The organism is Alphaproteobacteria bacterium (assembly GCA_033344895.1).
Lineage (GTDB): Bacteria > Pseudomonadota > Alphaproteobacteria > UBA8366 > Aestuariispiraceae > Pacificispira.
Genome location: JAWPMN010000001.1, coordinates 2,410,617 through 2,436,093, shown reverse-complemented (window position 1 = coordinate 2,436,093; position 25,477 = coordinate 2,410,617). Strand labels below are relative to the sequence as shown.

Sequence of the window (25,477 nt, the reverse complement as noted above, 5' to 3'; positions counted from 1 at the left end):
AGGCTAACCGTCGGCAATACGCGACACGATCCGCCGATAGAGCACGATTCCGAACGCCGCTGCGATCAGGAAATAGGGGGCCGCATAATACCGGGTATCGAACCACGGGATGAACAGGAAGTGAAAGCTGACCATCATCAGACAGAGTAGAGCGACCTCCCCCTGAACACGAAGGGCGCTGTCACGCCAGGACAGCAATGCCGCTGCGCAGGCCATGGCAATCAGGAGCGGATACTTTGCACTCTTTCCCGCGACGACCCCGACCTGCCGGGCCAGGATTTCCAAATAGAGCGCCGGAGAAAGCGACCCGTCAAAATCCAGGAGATACGGGTTGTTCGCGACGAAGCTGTGATGGAAGGCGGCGGCATAGCTTGGTGTCTCCATGAGCCGCGAAATCACGAACCACAGACACAAGGCCGCAATGCCCCAAACCAGGGACTCGCGAAACCGCAGGCGACGTTCCGGCGCTGCGAGAAAGACCGCGAAGAACAGGAACATTCCGAAATAGACGATGGCATCCGCTCGAACGATCATTGCCGAAAGAAACAGCGCACATGCCAGACGGGTCCGGGCCATGGAAAACGCCAGAACCGCGCCGCCGACGGTCAGGGCGGTCAATCCGTCCGGATATTCGTACCGGGCCGTCTGCAGCAAGCCTGTCAGGGCGCACAATAGCCCCAGCGTCATACCCCAGCCAGGCGGAACCCACCTGCATATCCAGAGTGTCGCGATCAGCAGGAACAGCGCGGCCGGGATCGCCGCAGTCAGGCGGGTTGCCAGAAAGACATCGACGCCCGCAGCCGTCAGGGCAATGACCGGTGCCATGAAGCCGATCTTGTAACAGGAAGCGCTGAGCCGCTGCCGGTAGGCCTCCGGATCTGTCGCGATGATGGTGCGATAGGTGCTGATACCCGGCGGCGACGTCGTCATCTCCCTGAAAACGGGCTCGGGAAACCGCTGCTTCAGATAGTCGTAGGTCCGGCTATGGGTCTCGGACCAGCTACCGCCTTCCAGGGCGTGGAATGCGCAGCCGACATAGGTTGTCACATCCCAGCCGTATTTCGGCTTTATCAGGGCATAGGTGGCCAGTGCGACAGACAATGCCACTGCGAGGGCCACGGCCCATTTCGGCATTCCCGAAAATGCATGCCTGATCAAGAGGCCGTCCCCAAGATAGTGCCTAGCCCCAAGCTGTTTAGGAGCTTTGCACGGTCCGCGCAACCGGACACGGGACCCAAAGCTTGATGTGCGCGGGCTAAGCCTGTTTGCGCTGCGCCGTTTCCGGGGCGACTTCAAGAAGCTTCGGCAGATCCTCGGCCGGGCAGCCCCGATTGATCCAGTCAATCAGTTCACGCAGGTCGTCGCGCCCCCAGATCAACGCCAGGATCTGATCCTCGAGCCCCGGCAATTCCGCCTTGCCGATCGCGGCCAGCACCGCCACCAGCAAATCAAATCGATCGGCCGCCTGTCCCTCGTCCCCTTCGGCCAGTTCATAGGCCAGACGATTGGGAATACGCATCAACTCACCGGTCAGCACCACCCGCAACGACTGTGCGACTTCGATGCTGCGTTCCGCCCCGATCAGGGTGTGGTAAAGGGCGCTGAAATCCATGCGGCATCCCTGTCGATGATAGAAGGCCGACAGGATTGCACAGTCGAGGATGTATGAATCCGATTCCGCCTCGAGAGATTCCAATTCGGCGACAAACTGTTCGCGCGAAAGGTCCTGGTCCCAGGCTTCCTGTACCTTCTTGTGGATCCGCTGCACTTGAATTTCAGGCAGTTGGATCACCGATTCCAGGAAGGCGAAGTCGAGATCGTTGTAGAGGTGGTAGCGATTCCGGATCGAATGCGATTTGAGCCGTTCCAGGCAAAGATACTGGTACGGCCGGTCGTTTTTCCGAATGCCGGCCATCGTATCCATGAGGAACCGGACCGCGTTCGGGCGAATATTTTCCGCCACGCTTTCCAGAGCGACTTCGTCACCGGCGGCTTCGGCAAGGGGTTTGTAGAAATTGGCTTCCGCCAGTTGGGTGCGTCCGGCGGTCCGCAGGACATCGAGAAAGAGGTCGCGCAGCCCGTCTTCGAAGTCGGGGCTCATGAAGCAGGGCGGCTGCCAGAACCGGAAGGCCGCCGCGTAGGGCAGTGGGTCCTTGATGTAGTCCGTGGCGCGGAACACGCTCATGGAACCGGCTGCATGACGTGCGACGATGTCCGCCACGCGCGTTTCCTCCAGCTCGAACTGGTAGCGGTCCGATGCCTCCGATCCTGCTTCGAAGAGTGGGATGATGTCGCGGCCAACCGCAGCGGCCAGCGGCGCCGCCGCAGGATGGCGGGACGTCTTCAATTGCCGAAGCAGGGACAGAAGTTCTTCCAGGACTCCCCGCTTCTCGTCAGCTGAACAGTCCCCCAGTTGAGCGCGCAGGGCGGAAACGGTCGAATCTACGAATTTCGTTTGTTCCGGTGTCACAGTCATTTCTCATCGGTTTGATCCCGCTCGCCCCGATAACTGACTATCAGGGGGAGCGTTAACAAAATCATAAAATGAATGGGAAAGTTCCGTGACAACCGAGCCGAAACCAGCTCTCCCGGGCTTGTGTCAGTCCGTCGCCTGCTTCAGGAACTCGACAAGATCACGCCTGTCGCGCGGGTCAGTCAGGCGCTGCACGGGCATCTTGGTGCCGGGGAACATCTTGTCCGGCCCGATGTCGAACAACAGATCAACCGTTTCCTCCGTCCAGATCACATCGCTGCCATCCAGGGCATCGGAAAAGTCGTATCCCGGATGCGTCCCGGCCCGTCGGCCGAACAATCCGGCAAGGCTGGGCCCTGACCGTGGCGGGCCGCCATCTTCCAGGGCATGGCATATTGCGCATTTGCGGAACTGGAAGCTGCCGCGCTCCACCGGGTCCTGAGAGTCCGCCAAGGCGCGAGACACCCGCTCGACGGGGCGGAAACGGGTGGCCTCCCCAATGACAGACTGTCCATCGGCAGTACGCCAGGCGCGCACGACGGAATCGATGCCCGCCGCGTAGATGTGACGTCCGTCCGGTGCAAAATCCAGCGCCCAGACTGCTCGGTAATGCTCGATCTGCAGGGATATGCGCGGCGCAGTTTCCCCGTCCCAGATCAGCAGCGTTCCGCCGACCCCGCCGGACGCGATCGCACGACCGTCCCGGGATACGGCAACGGTCAGCACCGCGCCATCATGGGGTTCCACCAGTTCACGGGTCATCTCGCCTGTCTCGCGGTTCCAGACGCGAACCGTCTTGTCGGCGGAACCGGTAACCAGTGTCGCCCCATCCCCGGAAATCGCCAGGGCATTGATGGGGAATCCGACACGGGAGAAGCGGAAAGGCTCCCCTTCCTTCAGGGGCCAGATCCAGACATCGCCGTCATAGCCCGCCGAAATGACGTCCGCACCATCCGGGGAGAAAACCAGATCGTTGACGCTGTTGTCATGGCCCTCGAGCACCTGCAACGACCGGCCTGTTTCCGCGTCCCAAAGGCGCACCGTACGGTCCCAGGATGCCGTTGCCACCAGTTTCCCGTCCGGCGAAGCCGCGACGGCAACCACTTTCTTGGTGTGTCCGGAGAGGGTGAGCAATTCCCGACCCGTATCGCCGTTCCAGATACGGGCGGTTCCATCATCGCTGGCCGTCACGACACGCGGTCGCTCTGCGCCTGCCGCGGCCGGCAGGAAGGCGACGGCGTTCACCCCCGCCTCATGGCCATAGAACCGGGTCAACTGCTCACGGCTGTCCACCGACCACAAAATGGCCAGATCGTCGAATCCTGCCGTGGCGGCAAATTGCCCGTCCGGTGACAGGACCACATCGCGCACTGGCGCGCCGTGACCGATGAAGTCCGCCTGGGCCGATCCGATGCGGCCCAGGCACAGGCCAACAATCATGCAGGCAACCGCCAGAGCGACAGAGCGCGACACTTTGCCGGTCATGAAAACGCTCTCCCGCTCATGACTGCGGTACCGCCCCTCGTCGTTACTCGGCTGGCGCGTGCTGTCCGGATGACTGCTTGGACTGCATTTCTTCGACCCAGAGGGAATGGTGCTCCTTCGCCCAGTTCAGGTCGACCTGTCCGCTGCCCATGGCGTCGAATGCGCCTTCCATGCCCAGGGATCCGATATAGATATGCGCAAGGATCACCGCGATCATGAACATCGACACGACCGAATGCCAAAGCTGCGCCAGTTGCTGTTCCTGCATCGGTGTCAGGTCGGTGGGCAGCCCCAGCCCGAACACATTCAGCAGGGCAAAGGTGTCGGCGAACATGGTTGTCGTGAACGGATCCAGCAGCGCCCAACCGGAGAGGCTGAGCGAAAGACCGCCAAGGATCGTGATCCAGAAAACGATCTTCTGGCCGGCATTGAACTTTTTCGCCGGGGGATGGGTGCCCTTGGAGAACAGCCCCCCTGCCTGGGCGATCCATTTCAGATCATGCCGGTTCGGAATGTTGTGGACGACCCACATGACGAAGATCATGACCAGCCCGACCATGAAGGCGAAGGCGACCCAGTTATGGACCCATTTCCCCGCCAGTGAAATCGTCGCGAACGCGTCCTTTCCAATCACGGGAATCAGGATGTAGCGGCCGTACAGAATGTTCAGGCCGGTGATCGCCAGAATGATGAAGGAGCCTGCGGTCAACCAATGACCACACCGTTCGATCAGATTGAAACGCTCGATCGTCGTGCCCGCGGGTCCATGTTCGATCTTGATGCGACCGCGGAACAGGAAAAACGCGGCGAGCAGAAACAACATGCCGGCCACGGCCCAGACACCATAGGTCGACAGCGGACCGTTCCGCAGCGCCCGCCATGTGCTGCCTTCCGCCTGAATCAGGTTTCCTTCGCCGGCTCGAATGGCCCGCCAGAGTTCGGAGTCGCTGGAACTGCCGAGCGCATCGCCCGGAACCTGCCCCTGGGCCTGCGCCAAGGCTTCACCGGTACCGGGGAATGCCTGCGGCGCCAGGTAAAGCACAGCCGCCAGAACGGTCAACGCGACCAGATGAAATCTCATGCCTTTCATCCCAACCTCCATGATCCGGCGGCATGGCTGCCGCGGGCGCGCCTGCCCGGCGCTTTTGATGACTGTCCCCGATATGTCAGGGAGACTTCTGCTGACTGGCGCGGCCGCGCAGGGCATCGAGCGTGTCTTCGCTCAATGCCGAATCCTGCTGGCCCTGATAGACGCCCGGCTCGAAGAATTTGATGCGGTCCTGCTCTTCTTCCCGGCAACCCGCCGTAAAAAGTACAGCTGCCGTTCCAGCAATCAGAAGCAGGGAGCGATTGATGTGTCGGTACTGCATGGGTATCGATCGACCTTCGTTTTTCAGGGGCGGCGGACGGCCGCATGTCCTGGAAAAAGAGGCGCCGGAACCGGACCGGCCACCGACGCCTCCAGAGACGGCATCAACCGGCCATCATTGTGCCGCCCGGTACACAGCCCGGGACGGCACGCCGATGACGCGATCAGGTACCTTTCTGCTCGTAGGCCGTGCCCCAGCCCCAGGCGCCCGAGCCGAAGCCGCGAGACACCACGCGTTCGCGGTAGATGTCGGAGATGACATCCCCATCGCCCGCGAGAAGGGCCTTTGTGGAACACATTTCCGCGCAAAGCGGCAACTTGCCTTCGGCCAGACGGTTGCGACCGTATTTCTGGTACTCCGCCTGAGACATGTTGTCCTCGGGGCCGCCGGCGCAGAAGGTGCATTTGTCCATCTTGCCGCGGCTTCCGAAGTTGCCCGCCTGAGGATACTGAGGCGCACCGAACGGACATGCGTAGAAGCAGTATCCGCAGCCGATGCACAGATCCTTGGAGTGCAGCACCACACCTTCTTCGGTCTGGTAGAAGCAATCCACCGGGCAAACCGCCATGCACGGCGCATCCGAACAATGCATGCAGGCGACCGAGATGGACCGCTCGCCCGGCTTGCCGTCGTTGATGGTGACGACCCGCCGGCGATTGATCCCCCACGGGACCTCATGCTCGTTCTTGCACGCCGTGACGCAGGCGTTGCATTCGATGCAGCGTTCCGCGTCGCAGAGGAATTTCATACGTGCCATAGTTCAGTCCTCCCTCTTAAGCGCGTTCGATCCGGCACAGGGTACACTTGGTCTCCTGCATGTTGGTCACCGAGTCGTACCCATAGGTCTGGGCCGTGTTCGACGATTCACCCAACACATAGGGATCCGCCCCTGCCGGATATTTTTCGCGGAGGTCCTGACCCTGGTACCAGCCACCGAAATGGAACGGCATGAAGACCACGCTATTGCCGACACGTTCGGTCACCATCGCCATGACGTTGACCTTGGCGCCTTCGGGACTGTGCACCCAGACACGATCGCCATCCTTGATGCCCAGATTGTTGGCATCACGCGGATTGATTTCGACGAACATGTCCTGCTGCAGTTCCGCAAGCCACGGATTGGACCGCGTTTCGTCCCCGCCGCCCTCGTACTCGACCAACCGGCCGGAGGTGAGGATGATCGGGAAGTCCTTCGAGAAGTCCTGCTGCTGGATCGACGCATAGCGGGTCGGCAGACGGTACATCTTCCGATCCTCGTAGGTCGGATAGTCCGCCACCAGATCGCGGCGCGGCGTATACAGCGGCTCGCGGTGGGTCGGCACAGGGTCCGGGAAGTTCCAGACCACGCAGCGGGCCTTTGCGTTCCCGAAGGGCGCGCAGCCGTGCTGAATGGCAACGCGCTGGATGCCGCCCGACAGGTCGACCTTCCAGTTCGTCTTCGGACCGGCAACGGCATCGATCGCGGCTCTTTCCTCCGCGGTCAGATCACCGTCCCAGCCGAGATCCATCAGCATCTGCATGGTGAATTCCGGATACCCGTCCTGGATTTCCGATCCCACGGAATACGAGCCTTCGGCCAGCAGGTTGTCGCCGTCCCGTTCCACGCCGAAGCGCGCCCGGAAGGTCAGACCGCCTTCGGCCACCGGCTTGGACGGATCGTACAGGATCGGCGTCCCCGGATGGCCCATTTCCGGCGTCCCCCAGCACGGCCACGGCATACCGTAGTATTCGCCGTCGCAAGGACCGCCGATCGCCTGAAGCGTCGTCCGGTCGAAGGTATGCTGGTTTTCCATATGCTTGCGCATACGTTCCGGCGACTGACCGGTATAACCGATCGTCCACATACCGCGGTTAAACTCCCGCGTGATGTCTTCGATCAGCGGCTCGTCATTGTCCTGGATGGTGATGTTCTTGAACATCTCATCCGCCATGCCGAGCTTCTTGGCCAGCTTGTACATGATGGTGTGGTCCGGCAGTGATTCGAACAGCGGTTCGACCACCTTCTCACGCCATTGCAGCGACCGGTTGGACGCCGTCACCGAGCCGTAGGTTTCGAACTGCGTCGCCGCCGGCAGCAGATAGACGCCGTCCTTGCGGTCGTGCAGCACGGCCGAGACCGTCGGATACGGATCCACCACGACCAGCAGGTCGAGTTTTTCCATCGCCGTCTTCATTTCCGGCAGACGGGTCTGCGAGTTCGGGGCGTGGCCCCAGAACACCATGGCCCGCAGATTGTCCGGCTGGTCGACGTTTTCCTTGTCTTCCAGCACGCCGTCGATCCAGCGCGACACCGGGAAGCCAGCGGTTTCCATCAGATCCTTGGAAGCGAACCGTCCGACCATGTAGTCGTAGTCCACGTCCCAGACTCGGGACCAGTGCTTCCAGGCACCGGCCTTCACGCCGTAATAACCGGGCAGGGTGTGACAGAGCACGCCCAGATCGGTCGCTCCCTGCACGTTGTCATGGCCGCGGAAAATGTTCGTTCCGCCGCCAGCCTTGCCCATGTTCCCAAGCGCCAGCTGCAGGATGCAGTAGGCCCGGGTGTTGTTGTTGCCGTTTGTATGTTGGGTCCCGCCCATACACCAGATCACGGTGCCGGGACGGTTGTTGACCAGCGTCCGCGCAACACGCTTCAGCTGCGAGCCCGGCACGCCGGTAACACGTTCGGTCTCCTCGGGAGTCCAGCGGGCGACCTCGGTGCGGATCTGATCCATCCCCCAGACACGCTGGCGGATGAATTCCTTGTCTTCCCAGCCGTTCTCGAAGATGTGCCACAGGATACCCCAGACCAGGCCGACATCGGTGCCCGGGCGGAACCGGACATATTCGTCGGCATGCGCGGCCGTACGCGTGAAGCGCGGGTCGCACACGATCATCGGCGCATTGTTCATCTCCTTGGCCCGCAGCAGATGCAGCAGCGAGACCGGATGCGCTTCCGCCGGGTTGCCCCCGATCAGGAAGATGGCGCGCGAATTGTGGATATCGTTGTAGGAGTTCGTCATCGCGCCATAGCCCCAGGTGTTGGCAACACCCGCGACCGTGGTGGAGTGACAGATACGCGCCTGGTGGTCCCCGTTATTGGTCCCCCAGAAGGCGTAGAACTTCCGGAACAGATAGGACTGCTCGTTATTGTGCTTCGCGGAGCCCAGCCAATAGACCGAATCCGGTCCCGACTGCTCACGGATTTCGAGCATCTTGTCGCCGATTTCCTCGATCGCCTGATCCCAGGAAACCTGCGTCCATTTTCCGTCCACCAGCTTGGTCGGATATTTCAGCCGACGTTCGCCATGGGCGTGCTCGCGGACCGAAGCCCCTTTCGCACAATGGGCACCGAGATTGAACGGGCTGTCGAAGCCGGGCTCCTGCCCGGTCCAAACACCGTTTTCCACCTCGGCCATGACGGTGCAGCCGACGGAGCAATGCGTGCAGACCGATTTTACGGTCTGGACATTCTCGCCGGTGCCGGGCGCGTTCGCCGCTTCCGCACGCTTGGTCATCAGCCCCGCCGGAGCCGCGGCAGCCACCGCGATCCCGCCGGCCGTCAGGCCCGAGCGCTTCAGGAAGGTACGTCGATCCACCGCATTCCCGGACACGGCCGTGAAGGCCGCTGCCGAACGGGGGCCATTTGCAACCCCGCTGGTCTTTTTCCGGAGCATGTCTCTCCCTTTCCTTTTTTTGACCGGTCCCGTCCGAGCGCCTGTTGCGCCGGCCGTCCGGCCCCTCCTTTATCGATATCGAAAACGCTACCTGTTTCGCGTCCCCGGGACGCTGCGCATCCGACCCGTTAGCGACGGGCCCGCGCCGGCTCGATCAGAACCGGGCGAGGTCGTAATAGGTCTTCACATGCGCGGATTCCCGATAGTCGCCCGCCCCTTCGATGATCTCCTCCGCCTGTGCGGGGGCGACACCGATGGCGGCGGCTACCGCACCGGCTCCCACGGCGGCGCCCTTTCCGGCGGCCCCGAAGAACTGGCGACGGCTGACGCTATCGTCCTTATCGCTCATGCTGACATCCTCCCTTTCAAAAGGGTTGGTCCAAAAAGAACCCTCACACCGACTGCGGTCATGCCCGGGCAATCATCCCGAAGCTCTGTTCCTCGATCGTCATGAAGATCCGACCGATCCGACCGACATGTCGGTACGCATCGGCTGTCTTCGCCTTTTCAAGATCGGCGAAGAATTTCCCGGCCCAGGGTTTCAGATGGGCCGCAAAGAACTGGTCCTGATCGTAGATGTCGAAATCGCCCGTCGCGGTGCCTTCGATCAGATGGCACATGATGTCACAGAGCGATCCGATGTGATCTTCCGGCTCCTTGACCGAGGCCGGACGCGCGAATCCCAGGCGACGCATGTCGCCCCGCAATTCCGCCAGCGGCTTCTCGTTCAGGAAACCCGTCAGGTAGTACGAAGCGAAGGGCAGCAACTCACCGCGCCCGACGCCGATGAAGAGGTCCTGATACTCGCGCGACAGGCTGGCCGCTTCCGCCGTGCCCAACGCTTCGACAAGCGCGCCGGCTGCCGAGCCGAGGTCGGTTTCGGAACTCACGAAGGGAGACAGCGCCGTCTGTTCGGACGCTGAGAGCGGGCGCGCCAGCGCCCGGGTCAGAAAAGCATAAAGCGCCTGACGCGCCAGTTCCTCCGGCGTGCGATCAGGCTGACTTGAGGTCTCCAGGGCGAGATTGTCTCGCGTGCCTGTCACCGTGTCCCCTCCTATTCGTCGGAGCGCGTCTGAGACACACCCCGCATCGGGTTCGATCACCATGACGGCAATGCTATTTCAGATCGACCCGACGCTTTGTTATTGCGACTTATTCGCAACGTTCCAACTTTGAGCATAAAGCCACAATTTTGTTGCGAAAAATTGGCATTACCAATTTCATTATGTCCGATCACCGTCATCCTGTCTACGGTCGGTTTCACCCTCTGGATCTTCTACTTCCGCGATTTCCACAGAGGCGTCTTCACCTTCCTCGGCGGTTTCCTCGTCCGTCTCGGCAGACTGACCGCCATCGGGATCGCCGCCAGCCTCCTGAAGCTCTTCGACGGTTTCGGTTTCGGCGACTTCTTCCTCTTCCGGTTCGTCCCGTCGATAGCCCCGACCGACCTGATAGGCAGTCTGCATGTTTGCGACGACACGGGCGGCATCCGTGAAATCTTCGCCGTAATCCACCAGGCCATCCAGATTGGCGAGCACGGGATTGCTGCGCCAGAGCCGGCGGAGCGCCAGATTGCGCAACTGCCCGGGCACATCAGGGGCCATGAACTGCTTGAAATCCGAATCGGGGCCCAAGGTTTCAGGATCCGGCAATCCCAGTTCCTCGGCCTGCCGCCGCAACTCGCCCTCGGTCAGCTCGACGGGCTCCTGTGGCGCCCCTTCTTCGGGCGCCGCACCGGCGCGATCGTCGCGTGCGGGCGGTTTGGTTTTCACCGGCGCCTCGGCAGAGACATCCAGGGTCTGCAGCCCGTCGTCCCGCGCATCCTCCGCCTCGGCGACGGCAACGCCGGCTACCGGCTTCGACCGCCTGTTCTGGGCCTTGCGCCGCGACCAGCGGCTGAGGAAACGATCCTGTGACATGGGTTCAGTTCAGCTTGGACTTGTCATAGAAGCGCTGTTCGATCGGATGCAGAACCTTCCCGAAAGCAGGTTCCTCACGCCGGAAATCCTTGCGCTTGCGCTTCTTGAACGGCGCCTCCTGATGATGCCGATCCACAAAGGCCTGCACCCAGGCGATGAGGCCTTCCGTCATCGGCACCGGCTCCACGATATCTTCCCCGCAATCCAGGAAGTCCTGGGCCTCGAAGGGTGATGCCGTGGCCCGGACAGCGGAAATCTCGGGTGCCTCGGGGTCGTCATCTTCCGGATCCGGCGCGCGCAGAACGACATAGATCGACGGCACCTCATTCGCGAGGTTCACCAGATAGGCCTCGGTTTCCTTGCGGTGCAGTTCCAGCTCCAGAGTCGCGATTTGAAACCGTTCAACGCCGTCCGTCTGGTCCAGCAGTTTCCATTCGGTGATTTCCGATGCACCGGGCAACACGGCGACTGGCCGCCACGTATGACTGATCCAGCGACTGGTCGCGGGGCGCTTTTCCACCACGATCCCCAGAGGCATGCGAATCTCGCGGGCATCGAAGGCATCCGACTTCTGATTGGGCATCGACCGGGGTGCCTCCTTCCCTGTTTCGGCCGCTTTCGGAATTCCGTCCGAAAATCCGACCTTTGCAGTACAGTTTAGAATTGGTCTGACCAATCTTGCCACGCACCACCCCTTAGACAATACTGTGTATAATCTTGATTCATGGTGATTCCGGAAATAGAACATATCATCACATTGTTTTGCAGGGCACATGATGGACAATCACGATTCAGCGGTGATGCTGGCCGTCAGACTGGTTCTGGAAGGCGATTATCAGCTCTACGGAATCATCGGACTGTCGCTGCAGGTCAGCCTGATCGCGACACTGATCGCGACTTTTGTAGGCCTGCCGCTCGCGGCATGGCTGGCCATTGCCCGCTTTCCGGGACGCGGCGCGGTCGTGACCGTCCTGAACGCCTTGCTGGGACTGCCGCCGGTGGTGGTCGGCCTGTTCGTCTACCTGTCCCTGTCGCGGGCCGGTCCGCTGGGCGATCTCGGCCTTCTGTTCACGCCGGCCGCGATGGTGATCGCACAAACCATCCTGATCACCCCGATCGTTACCGCAATCGGACTCCGCAGCCTGGAAGATTTCGACGCCGAATATGCCGAACAGCTCCGTGCCCTGGGGCTTTCGCGGTGGGAACGGGCGCAGACTCTCCTGGTGGAAGCGCGTTTCAGTCTGGCCACCGCAATCCTCGCCGGATTCGGGCGGGCGGTCGCTGAAGTCGGTGCAGTGATGATCGTCGGCGGAAACATCGCCGGTGTGACGCGTGTCATGACAACCGCAATTGCCCTGGAAACCAGCAAGGGTGACCTCGCGCTCGCTCTCGCACTCGGCATCGTCCTGATCGCCATTGCAATTGCCGTGAATGCTGCCGCCTCCCTTGCGCGCGAATACGGCCGCCGTGCGGCCGGCGAAACCCGCGCCCCGGGAGAAACCTGATGCCGCGCGACGTGACGAGTTCGGGCGTCAGGGGCGCTGCGGCAGAAACCGATCTGGTTTCTATCCATGACGTCCGTGTCCGACGTGGCGGACGCAACATACTGGACATTCAGAGCTGGTCCCTGCCCCTCACCGGCGGTGTGACAGCCCTGATCGGCCCCAACGGAGCGGGCAAGACGACGCTGCTGAGGCTGCTGCACGATCTGGTCCGGCCGGATTCCGGACGTCTGGAATGGCCGGGGAACGGGGCGCCCCCGCGAGCGATCCTTCTGCAAAACCCGGTTCTGCTGCGCCGGACCGTGTCGGCCAATCTCGATTTTGTGCTCAAGCGCAAGGGACTGGACAAGGCCGAGCGCCAAAATCGCATCGACCACCTGCTCGACCGGGCGCGACTGTCCGACCGCCGCAATGCCGTGGCGCGCCACTTGTCCGGCGGTCAGCAACGGCGGCTGGCGCTTGCCCAGGCCCTGGCCCAGGCACCGCGCGTGCTGCTGCTGGATGAGCCGACCGCGGGGCTGGATCCTGCGGCCGCCGCATCGCTGGAGGCCATAATGGCGGAAATCGCCGGCGAAGGGATCGCCGTGATCCTTTCGTCGCACGAGATGGGACAGGTTCGCCGTCTGGCCGACCGCGTGCTGTTCCTGAATGCCGGTCGCGCGATCGAATCCGGTCCCCTGCCCACAATATTCGACGCACCGAAGACACCAGAACTCGAAGCCTTCCTGAGAGGAGACCTGATATGCTGAAGAAGTTCCTGCCCGGCTTGGTGCTGGCCACTGCACTGATGGTCGCCAGCCTGCAGACCGGCCACGCGGCCGACCGCTTCATCACCGTTGCGTCGACCACTTCAACGGCGAATTCCGGCCTGTTTGATCATTTGCTGCCGGCCTTTACCGAAAAGACAGGGATCGAAGTACGGGTCGTGGCCGTCGGCACCGGCCAGGCAATCAAGCTGGCGCGCAACGGCGATGCGGACGTCCTCTTCGTCCATCACAAACCGTCGGAGGAGAAATTCGTCGCCGAGGGATTCGGCGTGGAGCGTGTCGACGTCATGTACAACGACTTCGTCCTTGTCGGGCCGGATGACGATCCGGCCATGGTAAAAGATGCCGACGACATTCTGGCCGCGCTGCAAACAATTGCGCACCGTGGCGCGGCCTTCGCATCGCGCGGCGACGACAGTGGCACGCACAAGCGGGAGCGCGCGCTGTGGGCGGCCGCCGGCCTGGAAAGCCCGTCCGGTGACTGGTATCGCGAAACCGGGTCCGGCATGGGCGCCACGTTGAATATTGCGCATGGCATGGGTGCCTATGCGCTGACCGACCGGGCGACATGGCTGTCTTTCAAGAACAAGGACGGCTTCGATATCGTTCATGAAGGCGACAAGCGCCTGTTCAACCAGTACGGCGTCATCGCGGTCAGCGCCGACCGCTTTCCCCACGTTAAGATCGATGATGCGACAGCCTTCGTGACCTGGATCACATCGAAGGATGGGCAGGCCGCGATCGCCGCGTACAAGCTGGGCGGCACGCAGCTTTTCTTCCCCAATGCCCCGTCGCAAGGGAGCTGAAAAACAGCCCCAGATCGAGAATTCGCATTGCGGCAACGCACCGCCGGCCGAACGCGCCGGCGGGGCGTTCTCCTACCAGGGTATGGTTCGATTTGGTTGCATGAAATCTTTTCAGATGAAATCAGCCGATCCACACATATGTCATTTGGCAGTCGGATGCCTGCATCATCGGGCCCGCACCGCAGTCGTCCGGAATTTCCCCGGCTGCGGTGGAAAGCGAGACCGATCCCGTGTCCGGTCCCGTCCACAATGATGGAGAACACACATGAAACGCGTACTTCTTGCTGCCGCCGCGATTGCAATGATCCCCGCTGCCGGTGCGACCGCCGCATCCGTCGGCGCCGTCCAGACGCCCAACCCGGCCGCCCATGCGGACAGTGGCGTCATTCAGGTCGCGGAAGTGAAGAAGAACGGCAGTCTTGCCGATGAGAAAGCCGCCGTGAAGGAAACTTTCGAAGAATGGGCCGAGAAGGTCGGCGAGACCGCAGAAGGTGCCGGTAACGACGCTGGCGACGCCGCATCGAAGGCCTGGGCGAATGTGAAAAGCGCCTGGGGCGAAGTGAAGGACGCGTCCGAGGAAACCTGGGACGACGCCAAGGCGGGCTTTGACGATGCCATCGATCGTCTGGAAAAGGCTTTCGAGGAGTAAGTCCTACCCGTTCATGACGACCCGGCCGCAGGACGAGACATCATAACCTCCAAGTTTCTCGGCCTGCGACCGGAACGTCTGACTGCGGGAAACCGCCAACAGCGCCTGGAACGGCGGCTCGAAATAGTCCCGCCGATCTACGGCGATATCATAGCGCTCCGTCGCCAGCGGCACGAAAGCCAGATTGAACCGCTTCGCCGCCGCCGCAATTCCGAAGGCCGCATCGGCCTCCCCGTCCGCGACCGCCGTCGCCGCCTCCGTCTCGCTCTGGGCGACGGTTTCGTCCAGTTTGAGACGGCCCGACGCCAGGCCCGCCTGGGCGACAAGCCCTTCCAACAATACCCGGCTACCCGCCTCCGGCTGACGCGGACGCAGAACCGCCCCCTTCTGCGCCAGATCCGATAGCGATTTTATCCCTTTCGGATTTCCCGCGGGCAGGATCAGCCCCTGCTCGCGCCGTGCCCACTCGATCAGCACGACCTGCGATGCGGCGACGCCGCCCTGCCCACCGTCCGAGAACAGATGGGTATTGGCTTCCCCGCCGATTGGATGGGAGCCGCTAAGCCTCGGCACATGCAGTCCGCAGAAGAGCGCATCCCCATCCAGAAACCGGCGCAATCCATTCAGGCTTCCCTCGAAAAGCATGGCGATCCCGGCATCGGCTCGGCGCAGGGCCCATTCCAACAGGGGATCGTGGCTTCCTGCCGCGATCATCGGACGGGGCGTGCCGCGGTCTACGGAGATGCCAGAAGTGCCTGAGGCAACCCAGAGGTCGATCAGCGGTTTCGGAAACAGGAGTTTGCCGGTCACGCGGGTACAAGGAATCCGATCAGTCGCAACCAGGTCATAGACCTTGCGCTCCTTGATCCGAAGATAGTCGGCGACTTCGGCCGTTGTCATAAGATGCTGCTGCGACATCTGGAAAGGTCCGGACGGATACCCTAAACCTATTGGAACAAAGACTCTTGAACGCCATCCTACAACGCACGATCCAGTGTGAAAGCGGGAATCCGTGACCCAGTCAGACCTGACCCTGCCGCCCCTGCTGACCCCGATGGGGTTTTCCGCCGAAGCGGACCTGCCGAGCGAAACTCTCTACCGTGCCCGCCGGGGACGGCTCGATCCCGGAACGGTCTGCTATTCGGAGCGCCCGGACCAGTTGGACGCGATTCTGGTCCTGGCACCGGAAATGCCCCTCCAACAAGCCATCCAGGTCATCTATCCGATGAATCTTGCCGGAAACGATGCCCTGGGCGCCATCATGCCGCCCGGGGTCGGGGTTCACATGGCCTGGCCCGACCGGTTTCTGGTCAACGGCGCCCTGGCCGGAGGCGTCGCATTGTTCACGGAGCAGCAGGACCTGTCGGCCGTGCCGGACTGGATGCTGGCACGGATTCGCATCGACATCATGGGCGCCCCGCACGACCCCGACCCGGGCCGGCGGGTCGACCGGACATCGCTCTACGAAGAGGGCGCGGGCGAAGCCTCCGCACCGGCGTTGCTGCAGGCCTATTGCCGCCACTTCATGAGTTGGCTGGATCGATGGCAGCGTGGCGGCATGTCGGCCGTGGCGACGGCCTGGCTGGACCGCGCCGCGGGTCGGGAATCCGACCAAACCTTCCCGGCGGAAGATCGACCCGTTTCCGGCCGGGTCACCGGATTATCCGAATCGGGTGATCTGACACTCAAGGTTGGTGAAGACACCTGTTCATTGCCTCTGTCCGGGGTCCTGCACGGCCCCAGTTGGGAGTTGTAATCATGGCCGCACGTCCGGATTTCTGGATCTCGTCAGGATATGGCCTGACCCCCCCGAACGCATCGGGCCAACTGCCGGTTACCGACGACCTGCTGCGTGCCTATCTGGCACGGCCGGAACTGGCACCGGTTGCGGAATCCTGTTCCGCCGAACGGGACGTCCACGCCGCGCTGATCGACGATCCCCGGCAAACCGTCGACGACACCCGGCTTGCGTCATTCGAAGACAGCGACACGGCATACAATTACGGCATCTTCCTGCAGTTCCGGAATTTGCTGCTCGACGCCGGCACGCTGGAAGCCGCCTATTCGCGTCTGGTCCGCGGGGTCGACTTTCCCGTTCCGGGCCTGTTCATGGATCAACTTGTCCACGCCCTGATCCGCCACATTCTGGACGACAACCAAAACCCGTTGCAGGCCCGGGCGGCGGAGCTGCTGTTCCGAAGCCAGCGGGTCACGATCCAGGACGGTCAGATCATGATGGCCGACGAGGAAACGGTGGACCGCTTTGCGACGACCGGCGGCTTCGGCGATCTGGGCCGGCTGCTGAAGGAAAGCAACACCGCCATGCGGGAGGTCGACCTGGACGTGCTGACCGAGGAAAACGGACAGATGTACTGGGCCCGCTCCGACCGGTTCGACACGGTGCTGGACCTGACCTTCCCCCGCCCCGGACTCGATGCGTTTTGCCGCGTCCTGGAGAAATGGGTCGCCTATTTCCTGAGCCTGGAGACGCGCATCCATCCGGTTCAATCGATCCGGGACGAGCGATGGGTCTGGCATACCGGCCTGGATGCGGATTCCTCTGCGCTGTTGAACGATCTCTATCGCGGGGAGGAGCCGGAGGAGGATAGACTGGCGCGGCTGCTGTCGCTGTTCCGGATGGAGATCAAGAGCGAGGACGCCGTGATCGACCGCGTGCGCGGCCGACCGATCTATCTGGGACTGGCCATGGATTCTTCCGGGACCCTGCGCATGAAGCCGCAAAACCTGCTGGTCAATCTGCCGATCAGCGAAGCCGCCTAAACACGAGGAGATGCGAGATGAATGAAGACGCGATGAACATGTCGATCCGGAAGTTCCTGAAGAAGGTCGGCGTGACCTCCCAGCGCGAGATCGAAACCGCCATCCGCGACGCCGATACCGACGCTCTGCCGGGCACCCTGAACGCCAAGGTCGTGCTGACGGTCGATGGGGTCGATCTGGAAGTCGCGATCGACGGCACGATCGAACTGAAGTAGGCAAACGCCATGCTGGGCCGCGTGATTGCTCTTCTGGTGATGGTCGGGTCGGCTGGGATGCTGGCCTATTACCACCGCGCGGACCTGATGCCGGCCCCGGAAGTGCCGCTGGACCCCGCGGAAGCGGCCTTCAGTGCCTGCCTGAAGGACCGCGCCGAGGGCATCGAGACAATGCGCGGCGACGGCACAATCTCCGAGCAGCAGGCGGCACTGTTCCTGTCACGGGCGGAGGCCCTGTGCCGGGCGACGGCAGCGCCCGGACAGTAGCGGGAATCAGTCGAGGTCTTCTTCCCCGCGATCCCGGGCCGCCAGATAGTCATCGGTCGTGCGGGGCATGGGGCGCCCGCCGGCCGCCAGATGCGGCTCCTCAGTGAAGACCGCCTGGACGCGGCAATCCTCGCACATTTTCAGCCGATCCGCCCCGGTCCCCTGGAACATCCAGTGCTTGCCGCCCAGCGTCGCAATCATCTTGTCGATGGTCGATTTCGCCGCAAAGGGTTTACCGCACGAAATGCACTCGAAGGGCTCTTCTTCCTTGACGATTTCCCGCTCGTTCGCGCCCTCGCCGAACCGGTACCGCGGTTCCAGTGCGATGACCTTCTCCGGACAGGTGTTCTTGCAAAGTCCACACTGGATGCAGGCGCTTTCCTGGAAACCCAGTTGCGGCCTGTCCGGGTTGTCCGTCAGGGCGTTTGTCGGACAGGCCCCTACGCAGGAAAGGCAGAGCGTGCAATTCTCGGCATCGATCCGCAGCCGCCCGAAGGCGCTGCCCGGCGGCAGGGACACGTGATCCGCCGCATCCGGCGCATGCTTTCGCAGGTGTTCGGTCGCAAGGCGCATGTTCGTGCGCTTTTCCGGTTGCGGCAGGAAACTCGCGGCAGCCTTGACCCCGTGCTTCGGCTTGCGGGCATCCCACAGCGCGTCTTCCAACCCATCCGGATCATCCGTGACGAGTACATCGACAAGTCCGGAATCGTAGCCCAACCCGGTAAGGATCGCTTCCGCCAGCCCGGCCTGCTGCGCCAGCCCGTCCAGTTCCGCACGTCGTTTCTCACCGGCCAGCAGCACGATGCGTTCCGCACCATAGGCAAAGGCGGTCAGCAGAAACTCCGCATTCACAGCGGTCGTCTCGTTTACGGCAAAGGGGATCGCCCGGGCCGGAAGCCCCCTGCCGAACCGCGCGCTGGCATCGATCAGGCCGCCCCCATGCTCCGCTGCGTGCACGACCAGGACCGGCCGTTTCCCGCCGCTGGCCAGATAGGTCGAGAGAAGCGTACGCGTACGCTCGGCAAGAAACTGGTCCGAAGGATAGGTGTAGGACGCCGCCTGGGTCGGGCACACGCTGTTGCACGACCCGCAGCCCCCGCACAGATAGGGATCGATCGCAACGGATTCCCCGTCCGGCTGAATGGCCGATGCGGGACAGACGTCCAGACAGCGGGTACAGCCGGTGATCCGGCTACGGGAATGGGCGCATAGTTCGGACCGGAACGCGACATAGCGCGGTTTCTCGAACTCGCCGACCAGATCCGATGCCGCGAAGATGGCCTTCTGCACGGCTACCGGGTCTGCAGGATCGGCGCGCAGATACCCGTCGCGGCGCTCATGGGACGGAAACATCGGCGCGCGCCCGGACAGGTCCAGAATGACATCGCATTTCGCCGCGGCGCCATTGGCGGCCCGTCCGAAGGTCAGGGTGTCGCGCGACGCCGGATTCAGCGGCGCATAACTGTCGACGTTGATCTCGAAATCACCCAGATGTCCTTGCGCGGCCGCAACGCGTCCCGTCGCTGTCATCAGATCCATCATGCCGAGCGGCAGCAGATCTTCGGTATCGGTCAGCAGCAGCGAAACCGTCATCCGACCTTCGAGTTGCCGCGCGGCATCGAGAGCAACCTGTCCGGCACCGTATACGAGGCAGATTCCGGAGGACGGCATTTCAACGGTCTGGACGTCCGGCGCCTTCAGCGCGGCTTCCTTCAGAAGGGCGGCAATTTTCGGCGTGGCACGTTCGGCCTCCCGTGACCACCCGCCGGTTTCCCGGATGTTGACCAGTTTCGGAACGGTATCGAGTCCGGCGTCTTCGATCGCTTCGGCGAAAGCGGCGCCTTCCTGGGTGCAGGCGATCACGAGGTCACCGCCGGACCGCGCCGCGGTGGCGACCTTGCCGATCTGATCGCGGCAAAGGAGGCGACTGACAGCACAATTCTCCGCCCCACAGGCCTTGGCGATCTCCGCGCCGTCAAGCGGCATTGTCCCCGCGCAGTCGCAAACCAGTACCGTGCTGTCGCCCAGCTTCATTCCCTTCTCCCTATCCCAGCGCCTGGAAGGCAGGCCAACTGACAAAGCCGTGTACACCGGGGGTCATGCCGGGGGCTTTCTTATGCTTCTTCCCCTTGTTCAGGGACACCGCCTTATACTGGGACGCGTTCGGATGATCGAAGGCAATCTGGATCGCCTGCTGCTCGCTTTCGGCGCAAACGATCATGACCACGCTGGGATCGGCATCCGGATCCGGGTAACAGTCCAGCGGAAAGACCCGCATCTGGCCCGGTATCGGCGGGACCGCCATCGCCATCAGCCCCCGGTCACGCTCATGTGCCGGGCGACGCTCTTGGCGCCCCGACGGCGGTCGATAACGAAATCATGCCCTTTGGGCTTGCGGGTTATGGCTTCGAAAATCGCCTCATCCAGAAGCTGATCGCCTTCGGACGCGCGCACCGGCGCCCGCAAGTCCGCGGCATCGTCCTGCCCCAGGCACATATACAGCGTCCCGGTACAACTCAGGCGCACGCGATTGCAGCTTTCACAGAAATTGTGGGTCAGCGGCGTGATGAACCCGATCCGTCCACCGGTTTCCTTTACCGTTACGTAACGCGCCGGCCCCCCGGTCACATAGTCCGACTCTTCCAGCGTCCAGCGCGATGCGAGTTCCGCGCGAACCATGCTGAGCGGCCAATACTGATCAATACGCTGCTCGTTCCCGATATCGCCCATAGGCATGACTTCGATGAAGGTCAGATCGAACCCTTCGCCGCCGCACCAGGACACCATGTCGTGGATTTCGCTGTCGTTGACGCCCTTCAGGGCTACAGCATTGATCTTGACATGCAGGCCGGCGCGCTTGGCAGCCATAAGCCCGTCCATCACCTGATCGAACTTGCCCCAGCGGGTAATGGCCGTGAACTTGTCCGGGTCCAAGGTGTCGATGGAAACATTCACCCGCCGGACACCGCAGGCGTAAAGGTCATCCGCGAAGCGCGCCAGCTGGCTGCCGTTCGTGGTCAGGGTCAGTTCACTCAGAGCCCCTGATTCCAGATGACGGCCAAGCGACTTGAACAAGGACATGATATTGCGCCGTACCAGCGGCTCGCCGCCGGTGATCCGCAGTTTGCGCACACCATGGCGGACAAAGGCGGAGCTCACACGATCCAGTTCCTCCAGTGTCAGCAGATCCGATTTCGGGAGGAAGGTCATATCCTCCGACATGCAGTACACACAGCGGAAGTCGCAGCGATCCGTCACCGAAATCCTGAGATAATCAACCGTGCGCCCGAACGGATCGATCAGTTGCGCCATGAACGAACTATCCTTCCACCCCTTGTCGGCACCGTCTCTTGGTGGCCCTTGTTAGAATCAATCTAATGAGTGGCTCCCACCACATCAACTGGTATTACCAATCGACCTGACAAGAACTGTCGACAATGGGAGAGGACCCGGGCCCGTCGGTCAAGCAATGTCGACGACCGCCATCATGCCGCTCTCCTGATGCTCCAATATGTGGCAGTGGAACATCCACCGCCCGGGATTATCGGCGACGAAGGCGATTTCCGCCGTCATGTCCGGCCACAGCAGGACCGTGTCACGCCAGGGCCTGTTTTCCAGGGGCTTGCCGTTGATGCTCACCACCTGAAAGACGTGGCCATGAAGATGTATCGGGTGTGGGAACGCCGTCAGATTCGCCATTTCCAGAACCTGACTGCTGCCCAACGGCAGAGAGAGCAACGGTTCCGGCTCGGTCATGCTGGTCGGAACGGTACCGTTCATCGCCCAGAAGCGGCCAGCCTGGACAAGTTCCCGCATCGACAGGAACTTATCGCCCATATGAGCGCCCTGCATCCCGCCCATGGCGCCACCTTCGAAAACTATCTGATGCCGCTCCGCCTTCTCGACATCCGGTTCCGGCAGGTCATGCGGGCGGAGTGCGGTCGGCGCCGCCGGATTGTCGCGCCCCGATAGTCGGGCCTTCCCCCCGTATTCGAACGACATAAGATGAAAGCGTCGCTGTTCGCCATAGGCGGCATCTTCGATCCGAATCGTCGCGCCTGGGTCTTCCGACATGTCGACGATCAGGTCCGCGCGTTCGCCGGGCCCAAGCCAGACCCGCCCGTCCTTCGGGCGATAGGGCGGAACCGGATGGCCGTCCAGTGCCACGACCCAGGTATCGCCGACCGGGAACTCGGGGGCAAACAGCCGCGCATTCGCGACGTTCACCAGGCGCAACCGAATGCGTTCCCCTGCCCGGACAGGCTCCACCGTGTCCAGCGACCCGTTCACGGTCACGACATTGCCGATTCGGCCGGCATGGCTCTTATCATGTCCAGCACCGAATGCCGCGATGGCCGCGTTGGCATCCATCCGCCAGTCGTCCAGTACCCAGACGATCTCCCGATCGACCGCAATTGCCTCGTCCTCATCGACGATCAGCACACCGTGGAGCCCCCTGCCGATCTGTTCGGATCCCTGGAAATGTGGATGGTACCAGTATGTTCCGGGTTCCGTGAGCCGGAACCGATAATCGAAGCCTTCCCCGGGCCGGGTTGGCGGCTGGCTGATGAACGGAACACCATCCATGTCTACCGGTGGGCGCAATCCATGCCAGTGAACCGTGGTCGGCTGTTCCAACCCGTTTTCCAGCCGCACATCGAGATCGTCGCCGACCCGATATCTCAGCAGCGGGCCGGGGACTGTGCCGCCATAGGCCCAAATGTCGGTAGCCGGCACATCCGGCCCCGCGAAACGGACCGATGCGGGCCGGGCCGAAAGAAGATGCCTTGCGTCCGCCGACGCAGGCCGAACCGATGACGGCCCAAGAGTTGCCGCGAAGCAAGCCACGGCGCCCAGGCCCAGAAATTTTCGTCGTGTGAACATGTGACCTCAGATAGGGTTCACCCCCGGTCGGGCAATGTCATCATTGCGCGCGAAGCGACCGGGCATAAAGCTGAATCGTATCGGCTTCCGCCGCCGTCATTTCGACGGGTGCAGCCGAAGGCGGCAAGGCGGTCGGCGGTTCCACTCCTTCCAGACGAACGAAGGCCGGGTGCGGCGGCCGCGCGAAGAATGTCGCAAACCTTTCTTCCCAATCGTCAAGGTTGTTGACGAGGCCGCGAAAGGACGGCGCCGAGCCCAGGCCATTCATGGTCCGCCCGTCGCCAATCAAATGGCACCGCGCGCAATGCTTCTTGGCCAGAACCACGCCATTCTCAAGTTCCCCGGCGAGGCCGGTCGAAGATCCCGCAACACTTCCGAAAGCAGAGGCAAAAACGGCGAAAATGCCGATTGCTAAACACCGTCTACCCTGCGACGAAGACATGATACAACCTCCTGAAACGCGCAATCCATATTGTGGTACCGTAATGAGTGTAATACCAGCGTTGGACATTGCGATGCATAAGGATCGGTGCAACCATAACGCTGTCCAAACTCGATCGAAATGAGGCATGTCGTACCAGTTCCTATCTCGCAGCGGCCTTCTGGACGAAAATCTGGACATCCGCACCGGCACTGTCTGGCGCAAGACAGCCCTGCGCATGGCGCTACTTGCCCTCATGTGCATCGGGCTTCCCACTCTGCTGGAAATTTCCGCATATCGGGAAACGGTCGCCCAGGCACGGGTCGATGCACGCGAGGACCTGAACCGTCTGCGGGTCGAGATCGAAAGACAGGTCAACCGGGATGTCCAGTTGGTGCGCGGGCTGGTGAGTTATGTGCGTGTGAGGCCAGATCTGGGACAGATCGAGTTCGAGCGGCTCGCCTCGTATCTGATGTCGCAGGACAACAACATCATCCGTAATCTCGCTCTCGCAAAAGACCTCGTCATCTCGCATGTCCATCCGCTCGAAGGAAACGCCTCGGTCCTCGGCGTGGCGTATATCGACCTGAAAGACCAGTATCCGATGGTCAAGAAAACGGTCGATGAGAACCGGATTTTCATCGCCGGGCCGATCAACCTCATTCAGGGCGGAACCGGCATTATTGCGCGCTTTCCCGTCTACCGTTCCACGACAGAAACCATTGCCCCGGAATTGTGGGGCATTGCGTCTATGGTCATCGACTTCAATCTTCTCCTCCAGAAAGTCCGGTTTACCCATTTCTCACAGCGCTACGACCTCGCCCTGTATCATGTCGAATCCGGCGTCGTCTCGGATCAGCCGTTTCTGGGCGATGCGTCGACGCTGGGAAGCGATCCGGTCGCACTGGACATCGCCCTCGTCGGGACATCCTGGAGCATCAGCGCGACCCCGAAAGGGGGATGGCCAAAACATTCCAACCGATTCTGGCAGACCGTCATCGTTGCCATTATAGCGCTGGTGATCGGCTCCTATCTGATCATCGTCGGGATGCGCTTTGAAAATGCCCTGATCCGCCTGGCGGTCCAGCTTGAAACGGCAAAGCGCGAAGCCGATGCCGCACGCTCGATTGCCGAAAGCGCCAACCGTGCCAAGACTCAGTTCCTGGCCAATATGAGCCACGAATTGCGGACGCCGCTGAACGCCATCATCGGCTTCTCGCAGATCATGATCGGTGGGTTGCTGGGTCGCATCAACAACTCGAAATACGAGGAATACCTGAAGGACATCCTCGCATCCTCCCAGCACCTTCTGGACGTTATCGGCGATATTCTGGACATCACCCGTGTTGAAGCCGGTGAGATGGAACTGCACGAACAGGTTTTCTCGGTCAGGGCCCTTGTCGACGCATCGCTGCGCCTCACCCGGGCACGGGCGGATCAGAAGGGACAGACGATCGAGGTCGCGGTTCCGGAAGACCTGCCCCCGATTTCGGCGGACAACCGGATGCTTCGCCAGGCGCTGATGAACCTGCTGTCGAACTCGATCAAGTTCACCCCCGACGGCGGCCGGATCACCATCACCGCGGGGCTGACCGAGGCGGGCGAGCTGGAACTGTCCGTGCAGGACACGGGGAAGGGAATCGCGCCGGAAGATCTGGACCGCATTCTGGAACCCTTCGCCCAGGGACGGGCCTCTTCCGAAATTGCCTATGAAGGCACCGGTCTGGGGCTCAGTATCTCGAAGCGGATGCTGGATGCCCCCGGCGGTAACCTGCGGATCGAAAGCGAACTGGGCAAGTGGACGCGGGTCACCCTGACCATTCCGGCCGACCGTGTGAACCCGCCGGGATCCGACTGACCGGAATCAAGAGTCTGACATCAGGAGGCCGGCAGGCCGATGTCCTTCAGGCAGGACCTGAACTCTTCCATCGTGAAGGGTTTCGGCAACGCGGCATCGACCCCCAGCACGCCCGCAGCCTGCAAGGCGTCCTCCCGACTGCCCTGTGTGCTCCAGCCGCCCGACATCGCGATGATCTTCACCATCTCGGAACGGGACCGAATTTCGCGGATAATCTGAATGCCGCTCTTTCCGGGCATGAAGATATCCGTGATGACGGCGGCCAGATCGTCCAACGGTCCGATATCGAGGCCGACATCGAAGAAACGTGATTCCGCCATGAGCGCCGGTGTGTATCCCAGCCGCGTGCAGTAGCGCGCAACAAGGTCACGCACATCGGCATCGTCTTCGATGATCAGGATCCGCTTTCGCATTCCTCTAACCG

The 25,477-nt window shown here is 62.0% G+C and carries 27 protein-coding genes; 9 read left to right on the top strand and 18 right to left on the bottom strand.

Features of this window, described 5'->3' with window-relative positions; genetic code table 11:
• Positions 1 to 3: 3 nt before the first annotated feature.
• The 11 genes from R8L07_11945 to R8L07_11895 form a co-directional block, all read right to left on the bottom strand.
• Positions 4 to 1,119: a hypothetical protein gene (locus R8L07_11945; GenBank protein ID MDW3206238.1), complete on the bottom strand. Its 1,116-nt coding sequence runs from the start codon at positions 1,117 to 1,119 to the stop codon at positions 4 to 6.
• 136 nt (positions 1,120 to 1,255) lie between these two features.
• The gene (locus tag R8L07_11940) at positions 1,256 to 2,470 is read right to left on the bottom strand and encodes a hypothetical protein (protein MDW3206237.1); all 1,215 of its coding nucleotides are present in this window, start codon (positions 2,468 to 2,470) and stop codon (positions 1,256 to 1,258) included.
• Positions 2,471 to 2,599: 129 nt separating this feature from the next.
• Complete coding sequence (locus R8L07_11935) at positions 2,600 to 3,958, bottom strand: c-type cytochrome (GenBank protein ID MDW3206236.1); 1,359 nt, start codon at positions 3,956 to 3,958, stop codon at positions 2,600 to 2,602.
• Positions 3,959 to 4,001: 43 nt separating this feature from the next.
• A complete protein-coding gene (locus tag R8L07_11930; protein ID MDW3206235.1) occupies positions 4,002 to 5,039 on the bottom strand; it encodes a formate dehydrogenase subunit gamma in 1,038 nt (345 codons plus the stop codon).
• 85 nt (positions 5,040 to 5,124) lie between these two features.
• Complete coding sequence (locus R8L07_11925) at positions 5,125 to 5,328, bottom strand: hypothetical protein (protein MDW3206234.1); 204 nt, start codon at positions 5,326 to 5,328, stop codon at positions 5,125 to 5,127.
• A gap of 163 nt (positions 5,329 to 5,491) precedes the next feature.
• Complete coding sequence (fdh3B, locus tag R8L07_11920) at positions 5,492 to 6,085, bottom strand: formate dehydrogenase FDH3 subunit beta (protein MDW3206233.1); 594 nt, start codon at positions 6,083 to 6,085, stop codon at positions 5,492 to 5,494.
• Between the two features lie 16 nt (positions 6,086 to 6,101).
• Positions 6,102 to 8,984 (bottom strand): formate dehydrogenase subunit alpha, encoded by a 2,883-nt coding sequence (locus R8L07_11915; protein ID MDW3206232.1) that lies wholly within the window; start codon positions 8,982 to 8,984, stop codon positions 6,102 to 6,104.
• A gap of 154 nt (positions 8,985 to 9,138) precedes the next feature.
• The gene (locus R8L07_11910) at positions 9,139 to 9,333 is read right to left on the bottom strand and encodes a formate dehydrogenase (GenBank protein MDW3206231.1); all 195 of its coding nucleotides are present in this window, start codon (positions 9,331 to 9,333) and stop codon (positions 9,139 to 9,141) included.
• Between the two features lie 58 nt (positions 9,334 to 9,391).
• A complete protein-coding gene (locus tag R8L07_11905) occupies positions 9,392 to 10,027 on the bottom strand; it encodes a molecular chaperone TorD family protein (GenBank protein MDW3206230.1) in 636 nt (211 codons plus the stop codon).
• Positions 10,028 to 10,207: 180 nt separating this feature from the next.
• Positions 10,208 to 10,903 (bottom strand): DUF3306 domain-containing protein, encoded by a 696-nt coding sequence (locus R8L07_11900; protein MDW3206229.1) that lies wholly within the window; start codon positions 10,901 to 10,903, stop codon positions 10,208 to 10,210.
• Positions 10,904 to 10,907: 4 nt separating this feature from the next.
• Positions 10,908 to 11,486 (bottom strand): DUF3305 domain-containing protein, encoded by a 579-nt coding sequence (locus tag R8L07_11895; protein ID MDW3206228.1) that lies wholly within the window; start codon positions 11,484 to 11,486, stop codon positions 10,908 to 10,910.
• 193 nt (positions 11,487 to 11,679) lie between these two features.
• On the opposite strand from R8L07_11895, the gene R8L07_11890 reads away from it, so the two are divergent.
• The 4 genes from R8L07_11890 to R8L07_11875 all read left to right on the top strand — a co-directional run bounded on the left by R8L07_11890 (position 11,680) and on the right by R8L07_11875 (position 14,627).
• Positions 11,680 to 12,408, top strand: coding sequence for an ABC transporter permease (locus R8L07_11890; GenBank protein MDW3206227.1), 729 nt, complete (start codon positions 11,680 to 11,682; stop codon positions 12,406 to 12,408).
• On the top strand, positions 12,408 to 13,154 hold the full coding sequence (locus R8L07_11885; protein ID MDW3206226.1) for an ABC transporter ATP-binding protein: 747 nt from the start codon (positions 12,408 to 12,410) through the stop codon (positions 13,152 to 13,154). Before R8L07_11890 ends, R8L07_11885 begins: the two co-directional genes overlap by 1 nt.
• Positions 13,148 to 13,978: a substrate-binding domain-containing protein gene (locus R8L07_11880; protein MDW3206225.1), complete on the top strand. Its 831-nt coding sequence runs from the start codon at positions 13,148 to 13,150 to the stop codon at positions 13,976 to 13,978. The genes R8L07_11885 and R8L07_11880 overlap by 7 nt, the downstream gene beginning before the upstream one ends.
• Positions 13,979 to 14,243: 265 nt before the next feature.
• The gene (locus R8L07_11875) at positions 14,244 to 14,627 is read left to right on the top strand and encodes a hypothetical protein (GenBank protein MDW3206224.1); all 384 of its coding nucleotides are present in this window, start codon (positions 14,244 to 14,246) and stop codon (positions 14,625 to 14,627) included.
• Positions 14,628 to 14,630: 3 nt separating this feature from the next.
• On the opposite strand, the gene R8L07_11870 is transcribed toward R8L07_11875, so the two are convergent.
• A complete protein-coding gene (locus R8L07_11870) occupies positions 14,631 to 15,527 on the bottom strand; it encodes a helix-turn-helix transcriptional regulator (protein MDW3206223.1) in 897 nt (298 codons plus the stop codon).
• A 112-nt stretch (positions 15,528 to 15,639) separates the two neighbouring features.
• Between R8L07_11870 and R8L07_11865 the strand changes: the two genes are divergently transcribed.
• Genes R8L07_11865 through R8L07_11850 form a run of 4 tightly spaced genes read left to right on the top strand, consistent with a single transcriptional unit; the run spans position 15,640 to position 17,890 of the window.
• Positions 15,640 to 16,383, top strand: coding sequence for a biotin/lipoate--protein ligase family protein (locus R8L07_11865; GenBank protein MDW3206222.1), 744 nt, complete (start codon positions 15,640 to 15,642; stop codon positions 16,381 to 16,383).
• Between the two features lie 2 nt (positions 16,384 to 16,385).
• Positions 16,386 to 17,408 carry a DUF6352 family protein gene (locus R8L07_11860; GenBank protein MDW3206221.1) on the top strand — a complete coding sequence of 341 codons (1,023 nt, stop codon included), beginning with the start codon at positions 16,386 to 16,388 and terminating at the stop codon, positions 17,406 to 17,408.
• Positions 17,409 to 17,425: 17 nt separating this feature from the next.
• Entirely contained in the window at positions 17,426 to 17,623 is a 198-nt protein-coding gene (locus tag R8L07_11855) for a DUF6494 family protein (protein MDW3206220.1), read from the top strand.
• 9 nt (positions 17,624 to 17,632) lie between these two features.
• Positions 17,633 to 17,890 carry a hypothetical protein gene (locus R8L07_11850; GenBank protein ID MDW3206219.1) on the top strand — a complete coding sequence of 86 codons (258 nt, stop codon included), beginning with the start codon at positions 17,633 to 17,635 and terminating at the stop codon, positions 17,888 to 17,890.
• A gap of 6 nt (positions 17,891 to 17,896) precedes the next feature.
• Here the strand turns inward: R8L07_11850 and R8L07_11845 are convergent, their stop codons facing one another.
• From R8L07_11845 to R8L07_11825, 5 genes are all read right to left on the bottom strand, one after another.
• Positions 17,897 to 19,924, bottom strand: a complete 2,028-nt coding sequence (locus R8L07_11845) for a 4Fe-4S dicluster domain-containing protein (protein MDW3206218.1) — start codon at positions 19,922 to 19,924, stop codon at positions 17,897 to 17,899.
• Between the two features lie 10 nt (positions 19,925 to 19,934).
• The gene (locus R8L07_11840; GenBank protein ID MDW3206217.1) at positions 19,935 to 20,195 is read right to left on the bottom strand and encodes a hypothetical protein; all 261 of its coding nucleotides are present in this window, start codon (positions 20,193 to 20,195) and stop codon (positions 19,935 to 19,937) included.
• A 5-nt stretch (positions 20,196 to 20,200) separates the two neighbouring features.
• Positions 20,201 to 21,202 carry a GTP 3',8-cyclase MoaA gene (gene moaA / locus R8L07_11835; protein MDW3206216.1) on the bottom strand — a complete coding sequence of 334 codons (1,002 nt, stop codon included), beginning with the start codon at positions 21,200 to 21,202 and terminating at the stop codon, positions 20,201 to 20,203.
• Positions 21,203 to 21,352: 150 nt separating this feature from the next.
• Positions 21,353 to 22,627 carry a multicopper oxidase family protein gene (locus R8L07_11830; GenBank protein MDW3206215.1) on the bottom strand — a complete coding sequence of 425 codons (1,275 nt, stop codon included), beginning with the start codon at positions 22,625 to 22,627 and terminating at the stop codon, positions 21,353 to 21,355.
• A gap of 187 nt (positions 22,628 to 22,814) precedes the next feature.
• Positions 22,815 to 23,345, bottom strand: coding sequence for a hypothetical protein (locus R8L07_11825; protein ID MDW3206214.1), 531 nt, complete (start codon positions 23,343 to 23,345; stop codon positions 22,815 to 22,817).
• Between R8L07_11825 and R8L07_11820 the strand changes: the two genes are divergently transcribed.
• A complete protein-coding gene (locus R8L07_11820) occupies positions 23,344 to 25,053 on the top strand; it encodes an ATP-binding protein (GenBank protein ID MDW3206213.1) in 1,710 nt (569 codons plus the stop codon). The two genes, R8L07_11825 and R8L07_11820, sit on opposite strands and share 2 nt — an antisense overlap.
• A gap of 20 nt (positions 25,054 to 25,073) precedes the next feature.
• Here R8L07_11820 and R8L07_11815 read toward each other — a convergent pair whose 3' ends face one another.
• The gene (locus R8L07_11815; protein ID MDW3206212.1) at positions 25,074 to 25,466 is read right to left on the bottom strand and encodes a response regulator; all 393 of its coding nucleotides are present in this window, start codon (positions 25,464 to 25,466) and stop codon (positions 25,074 to 25,076) included.
• Positions 25,467 to 25,477 lie beyond the last annotated feature (11 nt).

Excerpts from the sequence above, each read along its gene's own strand:
- R8L07_11935 (MDW3206236.1), bottom strand. The coding sequence starts at position 3,958 with ATGACCGGCAAAGTGTCGCGCTCTGTCGCTCTGGCGGTTGCCTGCATG.
- R8L07_11930 (MDW3206235.1), bottom strand. The coding sequence starts at position 5,039 with ATGAGATTTCATCTGGTCGCGTTGACCGTTCTGGCGGCTGTGCTTTAC.
- R8L07_11925 (MDW3206234.1), bottom strand. The coding sequence starts at position 5,328 with ATGCAGTACCGACACATCAATCGCTCCCTGCTTCTGATTGCTGGAACG.
- fdh3B (MDW3206233.1), bottom strand. The coding sequence starts at position 6,085 with ATGGCACGTATGAAATTCCTCTGCGACGCGGAACGCTGCATCGAATGC.
- R8L07_11915 (MDW3206232.1), bottom strand. The coding sequence starts at position 8,984 with ATGCTCCGGAAAAAGACCAGCGGGGTTGCAAATGGCCCCCGTTCGGCA.
- R8L07_11910 (MDW3206231.1), bottom strand. The coding sequence starts at position 9,333 with ATGAGCGATAAGGACGATAGCGTCAGCCGTCGCCAGTTCTTCGGGGCC.
- R8L07_11900 (MDW3206229.1), bottom strand. The coding sequence starts at position 10,903 with ATGTCACAGGATCGTTTCCTCAGCCGCTGGTCGCGGCGCAAGGCCCAG.
- R8L07_11895 (MDW3206228.1), bottom strand. The coding sequence starts at position 11,486 with ATGCCCAATCAGAAGTCGGATGCCTTCGATGCCCGCGAGATTCGCATG.
- R8L07_11890 (MDW3206227.1), top strand. The coding sequence starts at position 11,680 with ATGGACAATCACGATTCAGCGGTGATGCTGGCCGTCAGACTGGTTCTG.
- R8L07_11885 (MDW3206226.1), top strand. The coding sequence starts at position 12,408 with ATGCCGCGCGACGTGACGAGTTCGGGCGTCAGGGGCGCTGCGGCAGAA.
- R8L07_11880 (MDW3206225.1), top strand. The coding sequence starts at position 13,148 with ATGCTGAAGAAGTTCCTGCCCGGCTTGGTGCTGGCCACTGCACTGATG.
- R8L07_11875 (MDW3206224.1), top strand. The coding sequence starts at position 14,244 with ATGAAACGCGTACTTCTTGCTGCCGCCGCGATTGCAATGATCCCCGCT.
- R8L07_11870 (MDW3206223.1), bottom strand. The coding sequence starts at position 15,527 with ATGACAACGGCCGAAGTCGCCGACTATCTTCGGATCAAGGAGCGCAAG.
- R8L07_11860 (MDW3206221.1), top strand. The coding sequence starts at position 16,386 with ATGGCCGCACGTCCGGATTTCTGGATCTCGTCAGGATATGGCCTGACC.
- R8L07_11855 (MDW3206220.1), top strand. The coding sequence starts at position 17,426 with ATGAATGAAGACGCGATGAACATGTCGATCCGGAAGTTCCTGAAGAAG.
- R8L07_11850 (MDW3206219.1), top strand. The coding sequence starts at position 17,633 with ATGCTGGGCCGCGTGATTGCTCTTCTGGTGATGGTCGGGTCGGCTGGG.
- R8L07_11845 (MDW3206218.1), bottom strand. The coding sequence starts at position 19,924 with ATGAAGCTGGGCGACAGCACGGTACTGGTTTGCGACTGCGCGGGGACA.
- R8L07_11840 (MDW3206217.1), bottom strand. The coding sequence starts at position 20,195 with ATGGCGGTCCCGCCGATACCGGGCCAGATGCGGGTCTTTCCGCTGGAC.
- moaA (MDW3206216.1), bottom strand. The coding sequence starts at position 21,202 with ATGGCGCAACTGATCGATCCGTTCGGGCGCACGGTTGATTATCTCAGG.
- R8L07_11820 (MDW3206213.1), top strand. The coding sequence starts at position 23,344 with ATGTCGTACCAGTTCCTATCTCGCAGCGGCCTTCTGGACGAAAATCTG.
- R8L07_11825 (MDW3206214.1), bottom strand. The coding sequence starts at position 23,345 with ATGCCTCATTTCGATCGAGTTTGGACAGCGTTATGGTTGCACCGATCC.
- R8L07_11815 (MDW3206212.1), bottom strand. The coding sequence starts at position 25,466 with ATGCGAAAGCGGATCCTGATCATCGAAGACGATGCCGATGTGCGTGAC.